The sequence below is a fragment of the Serratia sp. 22278 genome (assembly GCF_052045405.1).
Lineage (GTDB): Bacteria > Pseudomonadota > Gammaproteobacteria > Enterobacterales > Enterobacteriaceae > Serratia > Serratia marcescens.
Genome location: NZ_JBQEOW010000012.1, coordinates 79856 through 102668, shown reverse-complemented (window position 1 = coordinate 102668; position 22813 = coordinate 79856). Strand labels below are relative to the sequence as shown.

Here is a 22813-nt window from a genome sequence, read left to right as displayed (position 1 = left end):
GAAACCGCCTTGAGGTCAACATTCATCCCTTATTTCCCAAAAGAAATATGGGTTATCTTTATCGGGACGTTTTTGACGCGCGCCTGCTTTTTCATGATTTGGCCATTCATTACCATTCTCATGAGAAATAACTACGCGATGACTCCGGTGGAAATCGGCGTCATGATGAGCGTATCACTTATCGTGTCTATTTCTTTCGGCTATCTCTTCGGTGGCGCTTCAGACAAATATGGCCGTCGCACGTTGATTATTCTCGGTGCAATTGCCGCTATCATTTCATTTAGCGTACTTGCGTTGGCCAACTCACCGGCGTGGTATTTTGTCGGTATTTTACTCAATGGCATTTCGCGCTCATTGATCGAACCCGCCAGCAAAGCGGTGATCGGCGATATTCTCCATGACAGGCAAGAGCGAGAACGCGCGTTGAACATCCGCTACTTCCTGATGAACGTGGGCGCAGCCGTAGGCCCATTAGTGGGTGTCGCTCTCGGGCTGACGGCGCAGAAGGCCACCTTCTTCGTCACCGCATTGTCGTTCCTTTGCTATTTGCTGCTGGTGCTCGCGGTATTCAAAGCGGGGCACGGTAAAGAAACGCGCAACGCCACCTTCTCGTTCATTGGCTCTTTGCGGATTATCTGGAACGATCAGGCGTTCAAGGTTTTGGTTGTCGCCAACATTTTGGTGATGCTGGTCTACGGGCAGATCGACGTGACGCTGCCGCAATACCTCATGATCAGCCAGGTGCACAACCCCGAATACCTGCTCAGCGTGCTGATATTCATCAATGCAGCCACGGTGATAACGCTGCAGTATTTCACCGAGCGCTTTACCCGTCGCATGTCATTGGCACTGAAAACCAGCCTGGGCGTGTTCTTTCTCGCGCTTTCACAAATTGTCTTCCTGCTGGTTTCCAGTGAAAGCTGGGGGCTGTGGTTGGTCGCCATGTTCCTGCTCAGCCTCGGTGAAGTCATCCTGTTCCCTACGCTCAATATACAAATTGATCGTATGGCGCCGGCTAACCTAAAAGGGGCTTACTTCGGTGCCGCCACGTTTTACGAATTTGGCCTGGCGCTCGCCCCTTTTGTCGGCGGTTTGCTGTTAAAACAAGGTGGCGGTGGCGCCCTGTATGCCGTGATGTTCTTTTTATGCATCGGCGTCATCGTTCTTTATACTATTTCAGAAAGAATATCTGAGAAAAGAACGATAACCGTGTGACATTGTTAATCCGCTAATTAACGCCGCCCTTGTTTAAGCACATTAACGGGGCGGCTTTATCGTGATATTAATCACAGTAAATAAATAGCGAAGGATATGCAGGTTATTATTTAATCGAACGATTTATTTAATGCCAAAAAATAAAAGAAATCTATTTACATGAATGATTAGGAGATGTTATAAATTTGTTTATTGCAGGCGTGTAGCTCAGTGGTAGAGCGCTGTGTCATACTTCACAGAGGTCACCTGGTTCGATTCCGGTTGCGCCAACCAATATAAAACCCATTCCTTTCCCATTCTCTTTAATTATTTTCTCATCGAAATAAACCGGCAAAAATTTATATATTTACCCCTCTCTTTTCTTTCCATCGCCCCGTTGCGTTCACCGGAAAGGTGAATAATTTATTAGCCAAACGCCGCACATTCCGTACAATCCTGTTCCTTCATCTGTTCTTGTCACAAGCCATCATCGTAAACCTATGGGGGACACTGATGGACAAACGCTTTATTCAGGCGCACCGCGAAGCGCGCTGGGCGCTGGGGCTGACGCTGCTCTACCTGCTGGCCTGGGGGCTGGCGGCCTACCTGCCGGACAGCGCCATCGGCGTCACCGGCCTGCCGCACTGGTTCGAAATGGCCTGCCTGCTGGTGCCGCTGCTGTTCATCGGCCTGTGCTGGCTGATGGTGCGCACGGTGTTCCGCGACATTTCGCTGGAGGACCGCGATGCAAACTGAAGTGATCCTGCCGCTGGTCGCCTACTTGTTGCTGGTGTTCGGCCTGTCGGTGTACGCCTATCGGCGCCGCCAGAACGGAAACTTCCTCAGCGAATATTTCCTCGGCAACCGCTCGATGGGCGGCTTTGTGCTGGCGATGACCCTGACCGCCACCTACATCAGCGCCAGTTCGTTTATCGGCGGGCCTGGCGCCGCCTACAAATATGGCCTGGGCTGGGTGCTGCTGGCGATGATCCAACTGCCGGCGGTGTGGCTGTCGCTCGGCGTGCTGGGCAAGAAATTCGCCATCCTGGCGCGGCGCTACAACGCCATTACTCTCAATGACATGCTGTATGGCCGCTACCAAAGCCGCCTGCTGGTGTGGCTGGCCAGCCTCAGCCTGCTGGTGGCGTTCCTCGGCGCCATGACGGTGCAGTTCATCGGCGGCGCACGCCTGCTGGAGACCGCCGCCGGCATTCCTTACGACACCGGCCTGTTGATCTTCGGCATCAGCATTGCGCTGTACACCGCCTTCGGCGGCTTCCGCGCCAGCGTGCTGAACGACGCCATGCAGGGGCTGGTGATGCTGCTCGGCACCGTGCTGCTGCTGGTGGCGGTGATCCATGCCGCCGGCGGACTGGACAGCGCTGTGAGCAAACTGCAGCAGATCGATCCGGCGCTGGTGTCGCCGCAGGGCGGCGATCAGATCCTCAGTCTGCCGTTTATGGCGTCATTCTGGATCCTGGTGTGCTTCGGGGTGATCGGCCTGCCGCACACCGCCGTGCGCTGCATCTCCTACAAGGACAGCAAGGCGGTGCATCGCGGCATTCTGCTCGGCACCGTGGTGGTGGCGGTGCTGATGTTCGGCATGCACCTGGCCGGCGCGCTCGGCCGCGCGGTGTTGCCGGATCTTAAGATCCCCGACCAGGTGATCCCGACGCTGATGATCACCGTGTTGCCGCCGTACGCCGCCGGGATCTTTTTGGCGGCGCCGATGGCGGCGATCATGTCGACCATCAACGCCCAACTGCTGCAGTCCTCCGCCACCATCATCAAGGATCTCTACCTGGGCGTGCGGCCGCAGCAGATCCACAACGAGCGGTTGATCAAGCGCTTCTCCAGCCTGACCACGCTGATCCTCGGCCTGCTGGTGCTGCTGGCGGCCTGGCGCCCGCCGGAGATGATCATCTGGCTCAACCTGCTGGCTTTCGGCGGGCTGGAGGCGGTGTTCCTGTGGCCGCTGGTGCTGGGTCTGTATTGGGAACGCGCCAATGCTCAGGGAGCGCTTAGCTCAATGGTGTCGGGTGCGGTATGCTATACGCTATTGGCCAGCTTCAACCTGCAACCGGCGGGGCTGCATCCTATCGTGCCTTCGCTGTTGCTCAGCCTGTTGGCGTTTTATCTCGGTAACGTCGTCGGCGAAAAGCGCCGGGCGGCGTCATCATTACCCTCTTGAAGAGAATTGCTATGCCTTGGATCCAACTCAAACTGAACACCACCGGCAGCCAGGCGGAAGACCTGAGCGACGCGCTGGTGGAAAGCGGCGCCGTGTCGGTGACCTTCCAGGACACCCACGACAACCCGGTGTTCGAGCCGCTGCCGGGTGAAACCCTGCTGTGGGGCGATACCGATGTGATCGGCCTGTACGACGCGGAAACCGATATGGCCGAGGTGGTGGCGATGCTGGAGCAGCACCCGCTGCTGGGCGCCGGTTTCCGCCACAAGATAGAACAGCTGGAAGACAAGGACTGGGAGCGCGAATGGATGGACAACTTCCACCCGATGCGCTTCGGCGAGCGCTTGTGGATCTGCCCGAGCTGGCGCGACGTGCCGGATCCTGACGCGGTTAACGTGATGCTCGATCCGGGCCTGGCGTTCGGCACCGGCACCCACCCGACCACCGCGCTGTGTCTGCAGTGGCTGGACGGCCTCGATCTGGCCGGCAAAACCGTCATCGACTTCGGCTGCGGTTCCGGCATTCTGGCTATCGCCGCGCTGAAGCTGGGTGCGGCGCGCGCTATCGGCATCGACATCGATCCCCAGGCCATTCAGGCCAGCCGCGACAACGCGCAGCGTAACGGCGTCTCAGAGCGTCTGGAGCTGTATCTGCCGAAAGACCAGCCGGCGGACCTGCTGGCGGACGTGGTGGTCGCCAACATCCTCGCCGGCCCGCTGCGCGAACTGGCGCCGCTGATCGGTTGCCTGCCGAAGGCCGGCGGTCATCTGGGGCTGTCCGGCGTGCTGGCCAGCCAGGCGAGCAGCGTAGCGGAAGCCTACGAAGAGAAGTTCACGCTCGATCCGGTCGCCGAGCGCGAAGAGTGGTGCCGTATCACCGGCCGCCGTAAATAAGCGCCACGGTATATTGCTCCCTCATCCACCGGCCCCTCGCCGGTGGATTTTTTTTGTCCGGCGATCGGCCACGGGCAAGACAAAATTTTATGCAATTTTTCGCCTTTCAACGATGGATCGCCCTGACAATGCGCCTTCCAGGCAGGCTATCCCGGCAAAAATAGCGGGCGAATGCAGATAATATCCTGTGCAAAGGCGAATATTTTACCGCACACAAAACAAGCGCTTTTCGTCAACTCATTGTAAAATATATACAATATTTTTATGAATCACTGCGCAGCGCATTTTTTGCCCTAATAGCGAGCCAATTGGTTAAAGTTTGGCCTTTCATCTCGGCGCAAAAATGCGTAATATACGCGCCCTTGCGGACACAGTATGGTCACTCTTTGTCTATGCGCATTGGACACCACCAGCTTACTAATTGCCTGATTGCGGCCCCGATGGCCGGTATTACAGATCGCCCGTTCAGAACCCTCTGTCATGCAATGGGTGCTGGGATGGCCGTATCCGAAATGCTCTCCTCCAACCCGGAGGTGTGGCGGACGGATAAGTCGCGTCTGCGTATGGTGCATAGCGATGAACCAGGGATCCGCTCCGTGCAGATTGCCGGATGCGATCCTGATGATATGGCCGCCGCCGCGCGTATCAACGTGGCCAGCGGCGCGCAGATCATCGACATCAATATGGGATGCCCGGCCAAAAAAGTGAACCGGAAGCTTGCCGGGTCCGCTTTGTTGCAGTACCCGGATCTGGTTAAACGGATCCTCCACGCGGTGGTTGACGCGGTGGATGTGCCGGTAACGCTGAAGATTCGCACCGGCTGGGCGCCAGAGCATCGTAACTGTGTAGAGATTGCCCAACTGGCCGAAGACTGTGGTATTCAGGCCCTGACGATTCACGGCCGAACCCGCGCCTGTCTGTTTAACGGCGACGCGGAATACGACAGCATTCGGGCAGTTAAGCAGAGTGTTTCCATTCCGATTATCGCGAATGGGGATATTACTGACCCGCATAAAGCCAGAGCAGTGCTTGACTACACCGGGGCTGATGCCCTGATGATAGGCCGCGCTGCTCAGGGGAGACCCTGGATCTTCCGGGAAATCCAGCATTATCTGGACACTGGGGAGTTGCTGCCGCCGCTGCCGCTTGGCGAGGTGAAGCGCTTGTTGATTGGGCACATTCGGGAATTGCACGGCTTCTATGGCCAAGGCAAGGGATTCCGGATTGCTCGTAAGCACGTGTCCTGGTATCTCCAGGAACACGCTCCGAATGACCAGTTTCGGCGCACATTCAACGCCATAGAGGATGCCAGCGAACAGCTGGAGGCGTTGGAGGCATATTTCGAAAATCTTAGCGTAAAAAAAGAGCTGACAGAACTATGTTCGAACAACGCGTAAATTCTGACGTACTGACCGTTTCTACCGTTAACTCACAAGATCAGGTGACTCAAAAGCCTCTGCGTGACTCGGTTAAACAAGCACTGAAGAACTATTTTGCTCAACTGAACGGTCAAGACGTAAATGACCTGTATGAGCTGGTACTGGCTGAAGTTGAACAGCCACTGTTGGACATGGTGATGCAATACACCCGTGGCAACCAGACCCGCGCAGCCCTGATGATGGGCATCAACCGCGGCACGCTGCGCAAGAAGCTGAAAAAATACGGCATGAACTGATACTAGTCAGTTAACGTGTTGAAAAGGCGCTTTATCTCATTTGATAAGCGCCTTTTTCTTTTTCTGACTTGTGCCTACATGGGCGAGGATTTGCGCGGAATGCGCTTATCGATATATCCGGCAAAGAAATAGCAAATACCCGCCACGCCCGCGATCATCACGTAGCGCTTCCACCCGTCCAAATCCACGCCCAGGCTATCCAGCCCGCTCAACACCACAAACACCAGCAGGCCCAAGATAACCGATGCTCTGCCTGTCCAGGCTGGTGGGGGTGTCAATAAACGCCTTATCCAGTGGGATTTCATAGCGCTTCCTTCTTGCTTACGATTGAGTCGCCAATCGATGAAGGATACTCTCACGTTTTAATCGGGGCGACAAAGCGGGGCATCGGCTCTGGATTGCAGGCAATAAAAAAGGCCGCGGCGCGGCCCTTGGGGTAAAAAGCGGAGACCTTACTCGGTCGCTTTGTTCTTGAGGCTTTCCGCCCCTTGCTTGGTCTTGTCCCAAGCCTTCTCCGTACCCTGTTTGGTGGAGTGCCAGGCTTTTTGCGAGCCTTCGCTCACTTTGCTGCCGACGCTGTCGCTCTTGCCTTCGGCGGCATGCTTGGCTTTCAGCTTCAGCTCTTCACCCTTGTCCTGAGACTGGTGCAGCTTTTCTTTGGCGGTATCCGCCCCTTTATGCGCCTCAGCGACGACCTCGTTGCTGGCGTGAGCGGCGGTGTCGGTCGCGGTTTCAGCAGCGAACACCGGGGAAGCGAGCAGCAGTGCAGACAAGGCAATGATTGATTTCTTCATAAGTCCCTCTTTTCTCAGATACGTGCCATTCGTCATGACACAAGATGGCATGAAACACCCTTTGAACGATTTAAGAATAGGACTAAAACCAAAAAAATCGATATAAAATTTCATTACCAACGGTTTTATTGATTTTTTATGCCACCAAACAGTATGAGCGGGGAAAGCGCACGAAAAAGTTAAATTTTTCCTGTCACAAAACTATAATTTGTACGAATTTTTAACAAGCACCAACAGGGATGGATTCTATGGTTGCCGCGATCATTATCGGCATTTTTATCATCAGCTTCCTCTACGCACACTCCCGCGGCAAAGAGAAACAAAAGCTTACCCGCCAACTGTTCGATCACTCCACCTTTATGGGGCCGATCAACATGTTTATGACCGGCTTCTCCCGTTTGCCCGCCAAACAGCCCTATTTCGACGAAAAAGGCTTCCCGGAGCTGCAGACGCTGACCGACAACTGGCAGGTGATCCGCGAGGAAGCCGTGCGCTTGCAGGATCACATCAAAAAGGCGCAGTCGCACAACGACGCCGGATTCAACACCTTCTTCAAACGCGGCTGGAAACGTTTTTATCTGAAGTGGTACAGCGACAGCCACCCTTCGGCGCAAACGCTGTGCCCGAAAACCGTCGAACTGCTCAACCGCATCCCATCGGTCAAGGCGGCGATGTTCGCCGAGCTACCGCCCGGCAGCCATTTGGGTAAACACCGCGATCCTTACGCCGGCTCGGTGCGCTATCACCTGGGGCTGATGACGCCCAACGACGATCGCTGCTTCATCGAGGTGGACGGCGAGCAGCACAGCTGGCGCGACGGCCAAGCGGTGATCTTCGATGAAACCTACGTGCACTGGGCGCAGAACGCCACCGATCAGACGCGCATCATTCTGTTTTGCGACGTCGAGCGGCCCATGAAATGGCGCTGGGCGCAAGCGGTCAACCACTGGGTCGGCGCTACGCTGATGTCGGCGGCCAGTTCGCCGAATGACGATCAGGACCGCACCGGCGGCATCAACCGCATCTTCAAATACGTCAACGCGGTGCGCGACGCCGGCCAGCGCCTGAAGGCGCGTAATCGCCGCGGTTACTACCTGCTGAAGTGGCTGGTGATCGCCGCCATTTTCGCCGCCATCATCCTCCCCAGTCTGTAAACCGCCGCCAATCGTCAATCCAGAGGCAACGCGAATGAGAATATTCGCATGCCTCTCTTCCTCTGTACCCCGTACCCTGTGTTAACATACGCATTCCTAGAGCCGCCTCCGCTGGCCAACAGCTATCCCTCCGAAGCCTGATAGCAGCGCAAACCGCCCTTCGAATGTAAATGTTTAGTCAATTATGGAATTCCGACTAAACCCTGGCCGTACCTGGGTGTCTGAGTAGTCGTATCGCTATCGAGTGGAACCTTTATGCGTTACAGCTTGCTGCCCCTTTTAACGTATAAAAAGAGTTTCTATGAAATCAGCCAAAGCATTTCAACTGGCCTTGCTGCACCCGCGCTACTGGTTAACCTGGTTCGGCCTCGCCCTGCTGTTCCTGCTGGTCCAACTCCCCTACCCGTTGCTCAATCGGCTGGGAGTGTGGATGGGGCGCACCTCGATGCGATTTCTCAAACGCCGCGTCACCATCACCCGTCGCAACCTCGAGCTGTGCTTCCCCGAGATGGACGAAGCGCAGCGCGAGCGTAAAGTAGTGGGCAACTTTGAGTCCCTCGGCATGGGCCTGCTGGAAACCGGCATGGCCTGGTTCTGGTCGGATAAACGCGTTAAGCGCTGGTTTAACGTCTCCGGCATCAACCACCTCAAAATGGCGCAGCGTGACGACCGCGGCGTGCTGGTGATCGGCGTGCACTTTATGTCGCTTGAGCTGGGCGGCCGGGCAATGGGCCTGTGCCAACCGATGATGGCGATGTACCGCCCGCACAACAACAAGGCGATGGAGTGGGCGCAAACCAAGGGCCGCATGCGCTCCAACAAGGCGATGATCGATCGCAAGGATCTGCGCGGCATGGTGCACGCACTCAAGCGCGGTGAGGCGGTCTGGTTCGCGCCGGATCAAGATTACGGCCCGCGCGGCAGCGTATTCGCGCCGCTGTTCGCCGTCGATCAGGCCGCCACCACCAGCGGCACCTTCATGCTGGCACGCATGGCCAACCCGGCGCTGGTGCCGGTGGTGCTGATCCGCCGCGAAGGCGGCCGCGGCTACGACCTGCTGATCCAGCCGGCCCTGGAAGACTACCCGCTCAGCGACGAACAGGCGGCGGCGGCTTACATGAACAAAGTGATCGAGAAAGAGATCATGCGGGCGCCGGAGCAATACATGTGGCTGCACCGCCGCTTCAAAACCCGACCGGCTGGTGCGCCCTCGCTGTACTGACCTTTTTCCAGCCCGGCCGACGCCGCAATGCCGCTCACTTAAGCCTGAGTGGCATTTTTTTATCCAGCCTCTGGGCGTTCTGTGCAGGGGAATTGCCGTAAATGTCCCGCATTTCTCTGTGGCCAATATGAACGGCAATTGGAGGGGCCGATGGCGCGGCCCCTCCACCCGCGCCTTCGCTTAACACCATCTGTCCGCTACGCGGATACCCTCGCCGCGTCTGCGTTGTCGGGCGGGTCGGCTGCGACAAACGTCCCTGTTAGTCTCGCCTCAACCGGCCTTCCCTGGCCGGTTGCCCCTGACAACACCGTCTTGCTCGGCAGCCGGTGATGCGCGCCCAAGGTCAACACCTGAGCTGGCAGCTACCGGGAAATCTGTCGCTTATGAGGTTGTGGTAGAGAAGTTGGAGATGAGCGCGGTGTTGGGTGCCCTTGAAGACGCCGAACGCAGGCATAGCGCATTAGGCGAAACCGCCATGGACGGCGGTTTCAGGTGAGACAGGCAGGGACGCCTGTCGCAACCGGCCTCAATGCGGTATGGCGGAGCGAGGGGAGTTGGCAAAGCCAACCGTCTGATAGGGCAAAGGCGCGGGTTGCCAGGGGCCGCGCCTTCGGCCCCTGGCTCGGTCGAGGTGCGTGAGCCACATGGGGCATCTCACTTTTATCGACCGAAAATGTCACGAACGCCTGCAGAAAAACGCTAACTGATCAGCATTGCGGCCGACGCCGGGCTTTTTTGTGCGCCGCGTTTAAAAAATCTGCGGCTCAACATTTCGCTTTCCTGTAATCTCCCTCTTTACCCGCACAGGAAAGGAAATGATGAAAGCTCAAGTCCGCATTGCTCTGGTCGGTGATTACAACCCGCAAGCCGTGGCCCATCAGGCCATCCCCGTGGCGCTCCAGCTCACCGCCGCCCATCTCGACATCGACGTGCAGCCCCAGTGGCTACCGACCGAAACCCTGACCTCCCCCGATGTCCTGCAAGATTTCGATGCCATCTGGGTGGTGCCAGGCAGCCCATATTGTCACGACGACGGCGCCTTTATGGCGATCAGGCATGCGCGGGAAAACGACGTGCCGTTCCTCGGTTCCTGCGGCGGCTTTCAGTACGCCATCATCGAGTACGCCCGCAACGTGATGGGCTGGCACGATGCCGGCCATGCGGAAACCGACAGCGGTGGCCGGTTGGTGATCGCCCCGCTGAGCTGCTCGCTGGTGGAAAAAACCGGCGACATCGTTTTTCAGCCTGACACCCGTGTCGCGCAGGCCTACGGCTGCCTGAACACCCATGAAGGCTACCACTGCAACTTTGGCGTGAATCCGGACTTCGTCGCCGACCTTGAGCGCTTCCCGCTGATTATCAGCGGCCACGATGCCGAAGGCGACGTGCGCGCCATCGAACTGCCGGGCCGGCGTTTTTACGTCGCCACGCTGTTCCAATCAGAACGCGCTGCGTTGCGCGGCGAGCTTTCGCCGCTGGTGGTGGAACTGATCAAAGCCGCCGTCTGCTAACCTGCACCTCCCCCGTAGGATCCAGCCGCAGCGAGACACGGTTCTCGTTGCGTCTTTCATTTCGGGTATCAACTCGACATCAACGTTTCACATTTATTATCTCATTAAAGTTAATCCATTAATCGCCCAATAACGGATCATTCATCGCAGTTTAATTGAAACGCCATAATCCTATGAAAGTTAACAGCAGCATTACGAATAAAGAAATGCATGAAATCACAATAAGATTTATTTCTTATTATTCATTATTATTTCTTTTATAATAATACAGCATAAGAAATTCTTTATAATTTTTTATGATTCAGCCTGTTATCTCTGGCAGAGAAGCCATCGAACTTGCCCGCTTAGATACCACTCCGTTATCGCTCACGATCCGCCTCAGCTCCACCTCTTTTTATCAAAAATAAAAAAACGCAAACAAAACACAGCATTACACCATCACACCTGCTGATGACACGCAGGGAAACCAGTCAATCGTGATTAACACGCCACAAAAGCAATGACAAAAAATTAGTTTAAAAATAAATAAAATATAAATCATTAATCATGAAAACATTGAATTAATTATAATTAAACAAAACTATTAAAAATATTTAATGTGAAAACAGGCCAACTTAATAATCACCTTTTATAATGTTCGAGTGCTTGGCTGCGACTCACTTTATTTAATTCGATTCATTCCTTATTTGTGGAGGTGGTTCCGTGTCCGCTTATTCCCTGACGACCGTGCAACAAGCCGTGTGGCTAGACCAATCTTTAAACCCCGATATCCCCTTATATAACGTTGGGTGTTTATGGCGCGTAGAGCGCGAGATTTCGCTACCGCTTTTTCAAGAAGCCATACGGCAAATACAGCAACAACATGATGCGTTGCAAACCACGCTGAAAGAAACGCCGCAAGGCATTACCCAGGAAACCTGCGACCGGGCCTATATCGACCTGCATTACCATGATTTTTCGCAGGGGCAAGATGCCATCAGCCTGGCAGAAACACACCTTCGTTCTCAATTCCTGCAGCCTTATTCACTGTATGATGGCCTGCTTTGGCGCTGCCACCTGGCCAAAGTCAGCGGATCCAGCACGCTATGGCTGCTTGCTTCCCATCATCTGATTGCGGACGGCACCTCAATTTCCCTGCTGAGCAAAATGATCATGGAGCGCTATAAACAATTAAAAGCAGGGATAAAAAACGAAGCCCCCCGCTCGCGTTACCAAGACTTCGTCATCAGCGATCGCGCCTATCAGCAGTCTCCACGCTACGAGCGCGATCGTGATTTCTGGTTGAAGCGTTTCATCGACGCGCCCCCCTCCATGCTGGAACGCCGCCAAAATCACTGTGAGCAACAAACCTACCCCAGTCATCAGATAATCAAGCGGTTGCCACGCGAGCGTTTCCTTCAGTTGGAACAATACGCCGCCGCACAGGGCGGTTCTGCCATGCATTTTTTTAGCGCTTTGCTGGCCACCTGGTTCGGCCGGATTTGGCAAACCGATCAATTCACGCTGGGCGTGCCGGTACATAACCGCAGTACCGCCGAACATAAGCAAACTTTGGGCATGTTTTCCTCGATGATCCCACTGCGCATCACGGTCGATTCACAGCAATCCTTCGGCCACTTACTGCGGCAAATCGGCAGCGAGCTGCGCCAGTGTTATCGTCACCAGCGTTTTCCCATTGCCGAACTCAACCGCCAGTTGAACCTGCATCAGCAGGAGCGGCGCCAGCTGTTCGACATCAGCTTTTCGCTGGAGGTTTTTCCGACCGACATCGAACTGGAGGGCAGCCAGTTCAAGGTTGAAAACCTGCACCACGGTCAGGAACAGCTGCCCCTCGGCGTCTACCTGCGCCATTACCATCCGGGCGACGACCCGCTGCTGGAGTTCAACTTCAATCAGGCCTGGTTCAGTCAGGAAGACGGTGAACGCATCGCCGCCCGCATACTGCACCTGCTGAATACCCTACTGGACGGCGATCCGGCGCTGCCGCTGGGGCAGTTGCCGCTGCTGTTGCCGCAGGAAAGACAGCAAATCTTCCATCAATGGAATGAAACCCGACAAACATGGGCAGACATGCCGCAAGGCGTACATCAATTCCTGGAACGGCAGGCCGCGCTGACGCCAGAAGCGCCGGCGATGTGCTACGAAGACCACGAGATCAGTTATCAACAGCTGAATCAGCGGGCGAATCGATTGGCTGCCTTTCTCAGGCTGCAGGGATTACAGCCTGACGATCGCATCGCGATATGCGTCAACCGCAGCCCGGATATGGTGATTGCCCTGTGCGCCATCCTGAAGGCGGGCGCCGCCTATGTACCGCTCGATCCCGACTATCCGCAAGACCGTCTGCGCCACATGCTGCAAGATTGCGGCGCCAGATTCGTTCTGATCGACAATGGCGGCGAACACGCGCTGCACCCGCTGCGCGATATCGCCGTGCCGCGATTGCATCTTCAGCGTGAGAGTCATCTGTGGCGGCAAGCGCCGGATGGCAACCCGCCGCCGCTGGCCGCCGATCCACAGCGCAGCCTGGCTTATGTGATTTACACCTCCGGCTCGACGGGGAAACCCAAAGGGGTGATGAACGAACACCGCGGGGTGATCAACCGACTACTGTGGATGCAAAAGGCTTATACACTGACGCCGGATGATGTCGTGCTGCAGAAAACGCCGTTCAGCTTCGACGTCTCTGTGTGGGAGTTTTTCTGGCCGATGATGGTTGGCGCCCGGCTGGCCATCGCCAAACCGGGCGGTCACCAGGAACCGGATTATCTCAGCGCCTGCATCGCACAACATGGCGTCACCACACTGCATTTCGTCCCCTCTATGCTGCAACTGTTTCTGCGCCACGGCGATATGGCGCAGTGCGCCTCCCTGAAACGCATCGTGTGCAGCGGCGAGGCGTTGCCGCTCGCTACGGTACAACGTTGCCTGCAGCAGTTGCCGCAGGCGGAACTGCACAATCTCTACGGCCCGACGGAAGCCGCCGTAGACGTTTCCAGTTGGCAATGCCTGCCCGATGATCCTCGCCCACTGGTACCGATCGGTAAACCGATCGCCAATACCCAGCTCCATATTCTGGATGACCAACTGCAACCGTTACCGCCTGGCATCGCCGGCGAATTGCATATCGGTGGTATTCAGGTTGCCCGTGGTTATCTGAACCGCGCGGCGCTGAGCGCCGAGCGATTTATCGTCGACCCTTTCAGCGCCGAGCCGCAGGCTCGCCTGTATAAAACCGGCGATCTGGCCCGCTGGCTGCCGGATGGCAACATTGAGTATCTGGGCAGAAACGATTTCCAGGTCAAAATCCACGGCCTGCGCATTGAATTAGGTGAGATCGAGCAACAGCTCAGACAGTGTTCAGGGGTTGAAGACGCGGCCATTCTGGCGCGGGAAGACGAAAGCGGCGGCAAGCGCCTGGTCGCCTATGTCATCGCCCCAGAGCAAACGGCCGCCGCCGAATGGCGTCGGCAATTGCAGCAACACCTGCCGGACTTTATGGTGCCGTCCTGTTTTATCCGGCTGGATGCTTTTCCGCTGTCGCCCAACGGCAAGCTGGATCGCAAAGCGTTACCGGCACCGGCCAACATGCAGGAAACCGCTGCTTATGAAGCCCCACAAGGCGAGCTGGAACAGCAGTTGGCCGAACTGTGGAGCGAACTGCTGGGCACAACGCGCATTGGCCGCGACGATGATTTCTTCGCGCTGGGCGGCCATTCGCTGCACGCCATTCAACTGCTGGTTAAACTGAAGCGACACGGGCATTCGTTAGGCATTAAGACGCTGTTTGCTCACTCGACGCTGCGCGGCCAGGCCCGTATCCTCACCGACGGCGTGCCCGCAACGGCTCCAGCCACCTCCGAACCCCTGCAGCAGCTGTTGACGCGTCTGAATCAGGCCAGTTTTACCTTTAAACAGGTAGAGCGCCTGAACCACGCCATCACCCCCGACAGCGTTTGGATGATCCATCCCGCCGTCACCGGTTGCGATGTTTATCGCGATCTGGCGAACTATTTAGAAAAAGATTTCAATGTGTTAGGCATCAACAATTATAACCTGTTCCAACAGCCGCACATCACTTCGCTACGCGAGCTGGCGGCGTATTATCTCGGCCATATGCGGCTGTCGCCGGCGCGCCCCGTCCGTTTGTTGGGTTGGTCGCTAGGGGGCCTGATCGCGCTGGAGATGGCAGCTCAACTGGAAAGCCAAGGCTATCGCGATATCCAACTGTTCCTGCTTGATACCTTCTACCGAACCCCATTCCAGATCCGCAGCGAGCCGGGCATGCTGGCGGCGATGCTGGCCATGCTGGGTATTGACGGTGAGGCCGCCGACCGGGCATTAAAGGCCGAGCCGACGGAGCTGGCATTGGCGAAACAAACGCTCAGCACACCGTTGCAACATGCACGCATCACGCTGTTCAAGGCGACCGAAGATGCAAATCTGAATATCACCGGCCTGGGCGATGAGCGGGAGCTGCTGGCGATTGCCGACAATGGCCTGTCGGCAATCTGCCAACATCTGCAGGTGCATCCGTTGCCCTGCAATCATCACTCTATTATCTTCAGCCACGAGGAGATAGGACGCGCCTTGCGCCAGTCATCGCGCACGCCGGCGATGCTCGGCAACCTTCCTTGACGCTCTACGGTCTGCGGCGCCGTTCGCCGCAGACCGCCTCCTTACCACATCAGCCGGCCGATCAGTGGCGCGGCCACCACCGTGATAATGCCGGCCAACATCATCACCAGGCTCGACACTACGCCCTCCTGTGGCCCCAGTTCATAGGCGCGGGCGGTGCCGGCGCCGTGCGACGATGCGCCAAATCCGGCCCCTTTCGCCAGGCGGCTGCGTACCGCCAGCCGCAGAAACAGAATGTCGCCCACCGCCATGCCGAACACCCCGGTGATCACCACGAACAGCGCCACCAGGTCCGGCTGGCCGCCCATCTGCTTGGCGGCCTCCAGCGCAAACGGCGTGGTGATCGACCGCACCGCCAGGCTGCGCTGCACCTCTTCCGGCAGCGTCAGCAGGCGCGCCAGCCACACCGAGCTGTACACCGCCACCAGCACCGCCGTCGTCACCCCGGCGGTCAGCGACAGCCAGTGGCGACGAATGATATGCAGGTTCTCGTACACCGGCACCGCGAAGGCGATGGTCGCCGGCCCCAGCAGCCACAGCAGCCAGTGGGTTTCACCGATGTAGTCCTGATAGGAGATGTGGGTGACCACCAGCAGCAACACCAGAATCATCGGCGTCAGCACCAGCGGCATCAGCAGCAACGTGCGGCGGCGGCGATAGAGTTTCTTGTTGGCGAAATAGAGCGCCAGCGTCGCCAGAAAACAGGCCAGGCTAAGGATAAAATCATTCATGGCGCTGCTTCCGCCGCTGCAGCCAAATCTCCAGCCGATACACCCTGTCCACCACCAGCCCGGTGGCGCCCAGCGTCAGCATGGTGCTGATCGCGATCACCAGAAAGATCTTCCAGCCCTCGACCATCAGCAGCTGGGCATAGTTGACCACCGCCACCACCGCCGGCACGAAAAACAGCAGCATTTCCGCCAGCAGCCAGCGGGAGCCGGCCTTGACCCAGCTGAGCGGCAGAATGCGCAGCAGGATCAGCGCCAGCAGCATCAGCATGCCGACGATATTGGCGGGGAGCGGCAGGTGGAATTGTTGCACCAGACGATCGGCGATCAGGAACAGCGCCGCATACAACGCCACCTGGATCGGCACCTGCAAACGGGTCAGCAGGGAGGGGGCAACGCGGCGTAACGCCAGAGACATGAAAGATGACCTCGAACAATAAATTGACGGCCTACAGTATACGCAGCCGGGAAACCACGCCTGAAATGAATTAAAATTATCGTCATCATGCCGTCCGGGAATAGTTTCCCGCCGGTAGCGTCCCCAAGGAGAACCCTAACGTGGATGTCCGCACCCTGCGCTACTTCGTTGAAGTGGTGCGCCAGCAAAGCTTCACCCGCGCGGCGGAAAAACTGTTCGTCACCCAGCCCACCATCAGCAAAATGCTGCGGCATCTGGAGGAAGAGCTGGAATGCACGCTGCTGATCCGCGAAGGCCGCAAGCTGCGCCTGACCGACAGCGGCCAGGCGGTGTACCAGCGCGGCCTGACGATCCTCGACGAATTCCGCCAGCTGGAGGCGGAACTGGAAGACATCAGCTCGGTGAAAAAGGGCGTGCTGCGGCTGGGCATTCCGCCAATGGTCGGCAGGCAGATCGCCGATCTGATCCGCCGCTTTCGCCAGACCTACCCCGGCATCGAATTGAAGATTTCCGAACTGGGCGGGCTGTCGGTCGAACAGGCGGTGATGTCCGGCGAACTGGATCTGGCGATGACCGTGTTGCCCTTCGATTCGGCGCAGCCGCTGACCTTTCTGCCGCTGCTGGGCCACCCGATGTGCGTGGTGGCGCCGCGCACGCCGCAGTGGCTCAACCGCACCCGCATCAATATCGCCGAATTGGCCGACAGCCCGATCCTGATTTATAACGAAGACTTTGCGCTGTACAAGATGCTGATGAAGGCGTTTCGCCAGGCCGGTTTTGAACCGCAAATCGCGGTGCGCAGCGGCCAATGGGACTTCCTCGCCTCGATGGTGCAGGCCGGCGTGGGCATCGCCATGCTGCCTGAGCCGGTTTGCCGCTGGCTGGATAAGGAAAACCTGGTCTGGCTGCCGCTGGAGCCGCGCATGGAGTGGAAAATCGGCCTGATCTGGCGCCAGGGCAGCTACCTGTCGCACAGCGCGCAGGCCTGGATCGCCTGCTGCCGCGACTACTGGCCGCCGCTCAAGTAGCCAAAAAACAAGGGCCGCACAGGCGGCCCTTCAGGACAGAAAAAAGAGGAAAACGTTTATTCCTCTGCTGAGATTTACCCTTCGCGTTCGATCAACAGCGCTTCGAGCAGGTCGAGATCGTGCAGCAGTTTTTGCAGCGTCTCGTTGCTGATTTTCTGCGTGGCGCGCAGGTGGTACAGCTCGCCGCGCTCGGCGCGCAGCGCCGTCAGGCGGAAACGCCGCTCGAGGTTTTCCATCGCCAGCGCATTCTCGATATCGTCTTTCGACGCGATACGCCGCCGCAGCATGCCCGTCACCCGCGAGCTGACCTCTTTCAACACCTGCGGATCGAGGTTTTCTTCGGTATCGGCAACCAGGCGCTCTTCCATTTTATTCACGCTCTCGATCGCCACCTCGGCCGCCATGGCGATCGCCATGCGCTCTTCCTGCTTGCTGGCGCTCTTGTCGGCCACCTGCACGCCGCGCAGCAGCAGCGGCAACGCCAGCACGCCGACGATCAGCGACAGCAGGATCACCCCGGCGGCGATAAACACCAGCTGATAGCGCGCCGGGAAGGCAGTGCCGTCGCTCAGCAACAGCGGTATCGACAGCACGCCGGCCAGGGTAATCGCCCCGCGCACCCCGGCGAACGACGCCACCCACAGCTCACGCGTGCTGTAATCGCCGAACTGCAGCGGACGCTTTTTCATAAAGCGGTTGCTGGCCTTCTTCATTATCCACAGCCAGGTAAAACGCAGCACCAGCAGCGCGGCGTAGATGGTGGCCACGTCGGCGAACAGATACCAGGTCTGGATGGTCGGATCCAGCTCCGCCTGCAGGATGGAGGTTTCAAGAATGCCCGGCAGCTGCAGGCCCAACATGATGAACACCATGCCGTTGAACACGAACTCCAGCATCGCCCACACGCTGTTGGCGCGCAGGCGCATCGCCAGCGGCGCGTTGCGGATCACGCCGGACTGGCTGATGGTCATCCCCGCCGCCACCGCCGCCAGGATGCCGGAGACGCCGATATGTTCGGCGATCAGATAAGAAGCGAACGGCAGCAGCAGCAGGAACACGATCTGGGTCGCCGGATCGTCGCCGCTCCAGCGGCTCATCACCCGCAGCGATTTACTGTAGGTCCAGGTGACCGCCACGCCGGCCAGCAGGCCGCCGATCGCCACTTTGAGGAATTCAAGGGTCGCGCCGCCCACGGTGAACACCATAGTGCCCATCGCCACCGCGATGGCGAACTTGAGCGACACCAGGCCGGACGCGTCGTTCATCAGCGCCTCGCCCTCGAGCACGCCCATGATCGGCTTGGGAATGCGCCCTTTGCCGACGATGCCGGACAGCGCCACGGCATCCGTCGGCGACAGCACTGCCGCCAGCGCGAAGGCCGCCACCAGCGGAATGCCCGGCACCATGGCGTAGATCAGATAACCGACGCCGACCACGGTGATCAGCACCAGCACCAGCGCCAGGCCGAGAATTTCACGCCCGTGATGCAGGAACTCCCGCGTCGGCGTTTTCCAGCCGTCGGCGAACAGCAGCGGCGGGATGAACAGCACCAGGAACAGTTCGGGATCAAAATCGACGTGCAGCCCGAAATGCGGCCAGGCCAGCAGGGCGCCGATGGCGATTTGCATCAGCGGCAGCGGCACCTGGAACGGCAACATGCGCGTCACCACCCCGGACAGGGAGACCACCAGGATCAAAATGAGGATTGTAAAAAAGATTTCCATGCTTTCCTTAGACTCTACGATTCAGACGACATCGGCTCAGGGCCTGCGTTGGTCACGATAGTAGATCACTTTTTTTACAGCCGTTAAAGCTTGTTGTGCCTTTCAAAACGCGGTGCAGAGCAGAAGAAGACTTATCTTAAGAAGGGAATTGCCGTAACAGGCTCCCCCGCCCGGCGGGCGAGGGAAACCCAAGCGGCTTAAATCGCCCAGCCGCCGGCGTAGAACGCCACCAGCGCCACGGCGATCAGCACGGTGCCAATGTTCAGCTTGCGCCATTCGCCGGAGAAGATGCGGCCGATGACCAGCGAGCTGAAGCCCAGCATGATGCCGGTGACGATGTTGCAGGTCAGCACGATGAACACGGCGCACAGCAGGCCGGCCATCGCGTCGACGAAGTCGTTGAAGTCCAGCTTGGTGACATTGCTCAGCATCAGCAGGCCGACGTACATCAGCGCCGGCGCGGTGGCGTAAACCGGCACCAGATAGGCCAGCGGCGACAGGAACAGGATCAGCAGGAACAGAATGCCGACCACGGTGGCGGTCAGGCCGGTCTTGCCGCCCGCGGCGGTGCCGGCGGCGGACTCGATGTAAACCGCAGCGGGCGCGGCGCCCACCAGGCCGGAGAAGATGCTGCTCAGGGAATCCGAGGTCAGCGCCTTGCCGCCGTTGATGATCTGCCCGTCTTTATCCAGCAGGTTGGCCTGCCCGGCCACCGCGCGGATGGTGCCGGTGGCATCGAACACCGCGGTCATCACCAGCGCCAGCACGCTCGGCAACACCACCGGCTGCAATGCGCCCATGATGTCCAGGCTGAAGATCAACGATTTGCCGTCAGCGTCCGCCAGGCTCGGCATGGCGAACAGCCCCTGGTATTTCACCGCCGGGTCGAAGATCAGGCCGATGATGGAAATGGCGATGATCACCAGCAAAATGCCGCCGGGCACGCGCAGTTTCTCCAGGCCGAAGATCACCGCCAGGCCGACCAGCGTCATGACGACCGGGAAAGAGGTGAACGCGCCGAGCGCCACCGGCAAGCCATCCAGCGGGTTCTTCACCACCAGGCCGACGCCGTTGGCGGCGATCAGCAGCAGGAACAGCCCGATGCCGATGCCGGTGCCGTGCGCCACGCCCATCGGCAGGTTGCGCAGGATCCAGGCGCGGATGCCGGTGACCGAGATAATGGTAAACAGCACGCCCATCAGGAACACCGCGCCCAGCGCCACCGGAATGCTGATGTGTTGGCCCAGCACCAGGCTGAAGGCGGTAAAGGCGGTCAACGAGATCGCACAGCCGATGGCCATCGGCAGGTTAGCCCACAGCCCCATCAACAGCGACCCCAGACCGGCCACCAGGCAGGTGGAGACGAACACCGCCGCCGGCGGGAAACCCGCTTTGCCCAGCATGCTCGGCACCACGATCACCGAGTACACCATCGCCAGGAAGGTGGTCAGCCCCGCCACCACCTCCTGACGCACGCTGCTGCCGCGCGCGGAAATTTTAAAATAGCCATCAAGCCCGCCGGTTGGTTTTGCGGCGTGGTTCGCTTGAGAGTTCGACATAGGTTACTTCCCCTGTGTTTCATGAATCGGCCCGTCACAGCAGGCCTGTAATCTCGCCCGCGCCCGATCGCCACGTAATCGTTTACGTCACGTTCCGCATCCTTGCCCTTATGCCACACCGCCAACGGCGATGCGCACCCAGGCAAACGTTTAACTCGCAGCGCGCGGTACGGGTGATTTATGGTGGTTTATTCAAGGCAAACGATTATCCTGCCTTCCCTAGCGTCTAATCAACTAAAGATCGCGGCAATTTATGCAGAAAGCGGCGGGAATGGCGCTCGCGCGATAAAACCGGGACGACGGTCGCCCCGGCGAACGCCGTCATGGCGGGGTTATTGCGTCTGCACCGCAGCGGGATCCATATACATCAATTCCCAGATATGACCGTCCAGATCCTGAAATCCATGGCCGTACATCACGCCGTAGTCCCGCGGCGGGTGGTAGGTGTTGCCGCCGCCGGCGACCGCCTTGCGCACCAGTTCGTCCACCGCCACCCGGCTGGGTTGCGACAGGCACACCAACACTTCGATGGCCTGATTGGCGTCGCCGATCGGGTTCGGGGTAAACATCCTGAATTTGTCGTGGGTCAGCAGCATCACGTAAATCGTGTCGCTGACCACCATGCAGGCGGCGGTATCGTCGGTAAATTGCGGGTTGAAGCTGAAGCCGAGCTGGGTAAAAAACGCCATTGAGGCGGGCAGATCGCGTACGGGCAGGTTAACGAAGATTTGCGTAGCCATGGGCTACCTCCGATGAAGAATGACCCCATCGAGTATAGCCCATCCGCTTAACTCAGCAGGTCGTAAGGGCCGCCCTGCTCCAATGCCCTCTGGTAGGCGGGCCGGGCGTGAATGCGCTGCAGGAAACCGCGCAGTTTCGGGCAATCATCCAACGCGCCGCGCGCCGCCATCGCCTCCAGCGGGAAGCTCATCTGAATATCCGCTGCGCTGAAGTCGTTGCCAACGAACCAGCTGCCCTTATTCAGGTGCTGTTCGAGGTATTCGCAGTGCGGCGCGATCTGCTTGTCGAGGTATTCCCGCTGCACGCCTTTGCCGATCGCGCCGGCCACCGGCCGCAGCAGCCAGGGGATCGGCGGCTGGCCGAGACGGCTGAACACCAGCTTCATCACCAACAGCGGCATCAGCGATCCTTCGGCGTAGTGAAGCCAGTAGCGGTATTGCTGACGCGCGTGGAAGTCGGTTGGCATAAACATACCCTGTGCGTCGTAGGCTTCCTGCAAGTATTCGATAATGGCGCCGGATTCCGCCAGCGTCAGATCGCCATCGACGATCACCGGCGATTTGCCCAGCGGGTGGATCTTTTTCAGCGCCGGCGGCGCCAGCATGGTCTGCGGATCGCGCTCGTAGCGCTGCACCTGATAAGGCACGCCCAGCTCTTCCAGAAACCACAGAATGCGCTGCGACCGCGAGTGATTGAGATGATGAACGATGATCATGACGAAGCCCCTGTCCGCTGCCACACCAGTTCGCCAACCTGCACGCCGTTGCCGAGCTGCAGCGGCACTGTCCGCTGCCACACCAGTTCGCCAACCTGCACGCCGTTGCCGAGCTGCAGCGGCACCGTGCGCAACGTCAGCCGATCGCCGCTGAAAGCGTAAAAACGCACCTGACGGCTGCCTACCCAGTTGGGGAACGAACAGCCTTCGACCTGATGCACCACCCGCTGCTCGCTTTCTTCCACCTGATAGTGGCCAAAGTAGCAAATCATATTGATGAAGGCGGCGCGGATCTCCCGCTCAGACCCCTGCGCCAAATCGGCGGCGACAAAACGCGGCCGCACGGCGCTGTATAGCTGCGCCGCCATCGTGCCGTTGGCCTCATAGTGGATGCGCCCCAACACCTGCTCGCCCAGCGGGTAATTGAGCTCGCCGTTCTGGTTTTTGAACGCCGACGACACCAACGCCCAACTGCCGATAAACGCATTCATCGTCATGACGCTTCTCCGGTTAAGGATCGTCTGTAAAGGGTAGTGGCGATTGTTGCCCCGCGCCAGCGGATGAAAAATAATCAATTTATTTGACAGAGATACTCAAAACTCTCCGATTTTTTATTCACATCCGGTGC

At 58.2% G+C, this 22813-nt stretch carries 20 protein-coding genes and 1 tRNA gene; 12 read left to right on the top strand and 9 right to left on the bottom strand.

Annotated elements, in window-relative coordinates; translation table 11 throughout:
- The first annotated feature begins 9 nt into the window (after window positions 1-9).
- The 7 genes from ACTJJ6_RS19495 (at window position 10) to fis (ending at window position 5953) form a co-directional block, all read left to right on the top strand.
- Entirely contained in the window at window positions 10-1215 is a 1206-nt protein-coding gene (locus ACTJJ6_RS19495; protein WP_016930245.1) for an MDR family MFS transporter, read from the top strand.
- A 196-nt stretch (window positions 1216-1411) separates the two neighbouring features.
- Window positions 1412-1488: transfer RNA gene (locus ACTJJ6_RS19490), tRNA-OTHER, on the top strand.
- A 219-nt stretch (window positions 1489-1707) separates the two neighbouring features.
- Window positions 1708-1950 carry a YhdT family protein gene (locus tag ACTJJ6_RS19485; RefSeq protein WP_004936865.1) on the top strand — a complete coding sequence of 81 codons (243 nt, stop codon included), beginning with the start codon at window positions 1708-1710 and terminating at the stop codon, window positions 1948-1950.
- Window positions 1940-3385 (top strand): sodium/pantothenate symporter, encoded by a 1446-nt coding sequence (gene panF, locus ACTJJ6_RS19480; protein ID WP_004936863.1) that lies wholly within the window; start codon window positions 1940-1942, stop codon window positions 3383-3385. Before ACTJJ6_RS19485 ends, panF begins: the two co-directional genes overlap by 11 nt.
- Window positions 3386-3396: 11 nt before the next feature.
- Complete coding sequence (gene prmA / locus ACTJJ6_RS19475; protein WP_016930246.1) at window positions 3397-4278, top strand: 50S ribosomal protein L11 methyltransferase; 882 nt, start codon at window positions 3397-3399, stop codon at window positions 4276-4278.
- A 392-nt stretch (window positions 4279-4670) separates the two neighbouring features.
- The gene (gene dusB, locus ACTJJ6_RS19470; protein WP_004936856.1) at window positions 4671-5675 is read left to right on the top strand and encodes a tRNA dihydrouridine synthase DusB; all 1005 of its coding nucleotides are present in this window, start codon (window positions 4671-4673) and stop codon (window positions 5673-5675) included.
- A complete protein-coding gene (fis, locus tag ACTJJ6_RS19465) occupies window positions 5657-5953 on the top strand; it encodes a DNA-binding transcriptional regulator Fis (RefSeq protein ID WP_000462905.1) in 297 nt (98 codons plus the stop codon). Before dusB ends, fis begins: the two co-directional genes overlap by 19 nt.
- Window positions 5954-6027: 74 nt before the next feature.
- Here fis and ACTJJ6_RS19460 read toward each other — a convergent pair whose 3' ends face one another.
- Together ACTJJ6_RS19460 and ACTJJ6_RS19455 are read right to left on the bottom strand one after the other, a co-directional pair.
- Window positions 6028-6258 (bottom strand): hypothetical protein, encoded by a 231-nt coding sequence (locus tag ACTJJ6_RS19460; RefSeq protein WP_131165448.1) that lies wholly within the window; start codon window positions 6256-6258, stop codon window positions 6028-6030.
- A gap of 147 nt (window positions 6259-6405) precedes the next feature.
- Window positions 6406-6747 carry a hypothetical protein gene (locus tag ACTJJ6_RS19455; protein ID WP_016930249.1) on the bottom strand — a complete coding sequence of 114 codons (342 nt, stop codon included), beginning with the start codon at window positions 6745-6747 and terminating at the stop codon, window positions 6406-6408.
- A 248-nt stretch (window positions 6748-6995) separates the two neighbouring features.
- Between ACTJJ6_RS19455 and lpxO the strand changes: the two genes are divergently transcribed.
- The 4 genes from lpxO to ACTJJ6_RS19435 all read left to right on the top strand — a co-directional run bounded on the left by lpxO (window position 6996) and on the right by ACTJJ6_RS19435 (window position 15272).
- Window positions 6996-7901 (top strand): lipid A hydroxylase LpxO, encoded by a 906-nt coding sequence (lpxO, locus tag ACTJJ6_RS19450; RefSeq protein ID WP_004936848.1) that lies wholly within the window; start codon window positions 6996-6998, stop codon window positions 7899-7901.
- Between the two features lie 301 nt (window positions 7902-8202).
- Complete coding sequence (gene lpxP / locus ACTJJ6_RS19445; RefSeq protein ID WP_016930250.1) at window positions 8203-9123, top strand: kdo(2)-lipid IV(A) palmitoleoyltransferase; 921 nt, start codon at window positions 8203-8205, stop codon at window positions 9121-9123.
- Window positions 9124-9938: 815 nt separating this feature from the next.
- Window positions 9939-10634 carry a CTP synthase C-terminal region-related (seleno)protein gene (locus tag ACTJJ6_RS19440; RefSeq protein ID WP_440803803.1) on the top strand — a complete coding sequence of 232 codons (696 nt, stop codon included), beginning with the start codon at window positions 9939-9941 and terminating at the stop codon, window positions 10632-10634.
- Between the two features lie 702 nt (window positions 10635-11336).
- Entirely contained in the window at window positions 11337-15272 is a 3936-nt protein-coding gene (locus ACTJJ6_RS19435; RefSeq protein ID WP_440803806.1) for a non-ribosomal peptide synthetase, read from the top strand.
- Between the two features lie 41 nt (window positions 15273-15313).
- Here ACTJJ6_RS19435 and ACTJJ6_RS19430 read toward each other — a convergent pair whose 3' ends face one another.
- Window positions 15314-16003, bottom strand: coding sequence for an LrgB family protein (locus tag ACTJJ6_RS19430; RefSeq protein WP_004936833.1), 690 nt, complete (start codon window positions 16001-16003; stop codon window positions 15314-15316).
- Window positions 15996-16418: a CidA/LrgA family protein gene (locus ACTJJ6_RS19425; RefSeq protein ID WP_028127545.1), complete on the bottom strand. Its 423-nt coding sequence runs from the start codon at window positions 16416-16418 to the stop codon at window positions 15996-15998. The genes ACTJJ6_RS19430 and ACTJJ6_RS19425 overlap by 8 nt, the downstream gene beginning before the upstream one ends.
- Window positions 16419-16558: 140 nt before the next feature.
- Between ACTJJ6_RS19425 and ACTJJ6_RS19420 the strand changes: the two genes are divergently transcribed.
- Window positions 16559-17446, top strand: coding sequence for a LysR family transcriptional regulator (locus ACTJJ6_RS19420; protein ID WP_016930254.1), 888 nt, complete (start codon window positions 16559-16561; stop codon window positions 17444-17446).
- Between the two features lie 74 nt (window positions 17447-17520).
- On the opposite strand, the gene ACTJJ6_RS19415 is transcribed toward ACTJJ6_RS19420, so the two are convergent.
- The 5 genes from ACTJJ6_RS19415 to ACTJJ6_RS19395 form a co-directional block, all read right to left on the bottom strand.
- Complete coding sequence (locus ACTJJ6_RS19415) at window positions 17521-19170, bottom strand: Na+/H+ antiporter (RefSeq protein WP_016930255.1); 1650 nt, start codon at window positions 19168-19170, stop codon at window positions 17521-17523.
- A gap of 197 nt (window positions 19171-19367) precedes the next feature.
- On the bottom strand, window positions 19368-20729 hold the full coding sequence (locus tag ACTJJ6_RS19410) for an NCS2 family permease (protein ID WP_004936819.1): 1362 nt from the start codon (window positions 20727-20729) through the stop codon (window positions 19368-19370).
- A gap of 332 nt (window positions 20730-21061) precedes the next feature.
- On the bottom strand, window positions 21062-21469 hold the full coding sequence (locus tag ACTJJ6_RS19405) for a VOC family protein (RefSeq protein WP_440803813.1): 408 nt from the start codon (window positions 21467-21469) through the stop codon (window positions 21062-21064).
- A 47-nt stretch (window positions 21470-21516) separates the two neighbouring features.
- Entirely contained in the window at window positions 21517-22185 is a 669-nt protein-coding gene (locus ACTJJ6_RS19400; protein ID WP_016930257.1) for a glutathione S-transferase family protein, read from the bottom strand.
- Window positions 22182-22682: a lipocalin-like domain-containing protein gene (locus ACTJJ6_RS19395; protein WP_440803817.1), complete on the bottom strand. Its 501-nt coding sequence runs from the start codon at window positions 22680-22682 to the stop codon at window positions 22182-22184. Before ACTJJ6_RS19395 ends, ACTJJ6_RS19400 begins: the two co-directional genes overlap by 4 nt.
- Between the last annotated feature and the right edge of the window lie 131 nt (window positions 22683-22813).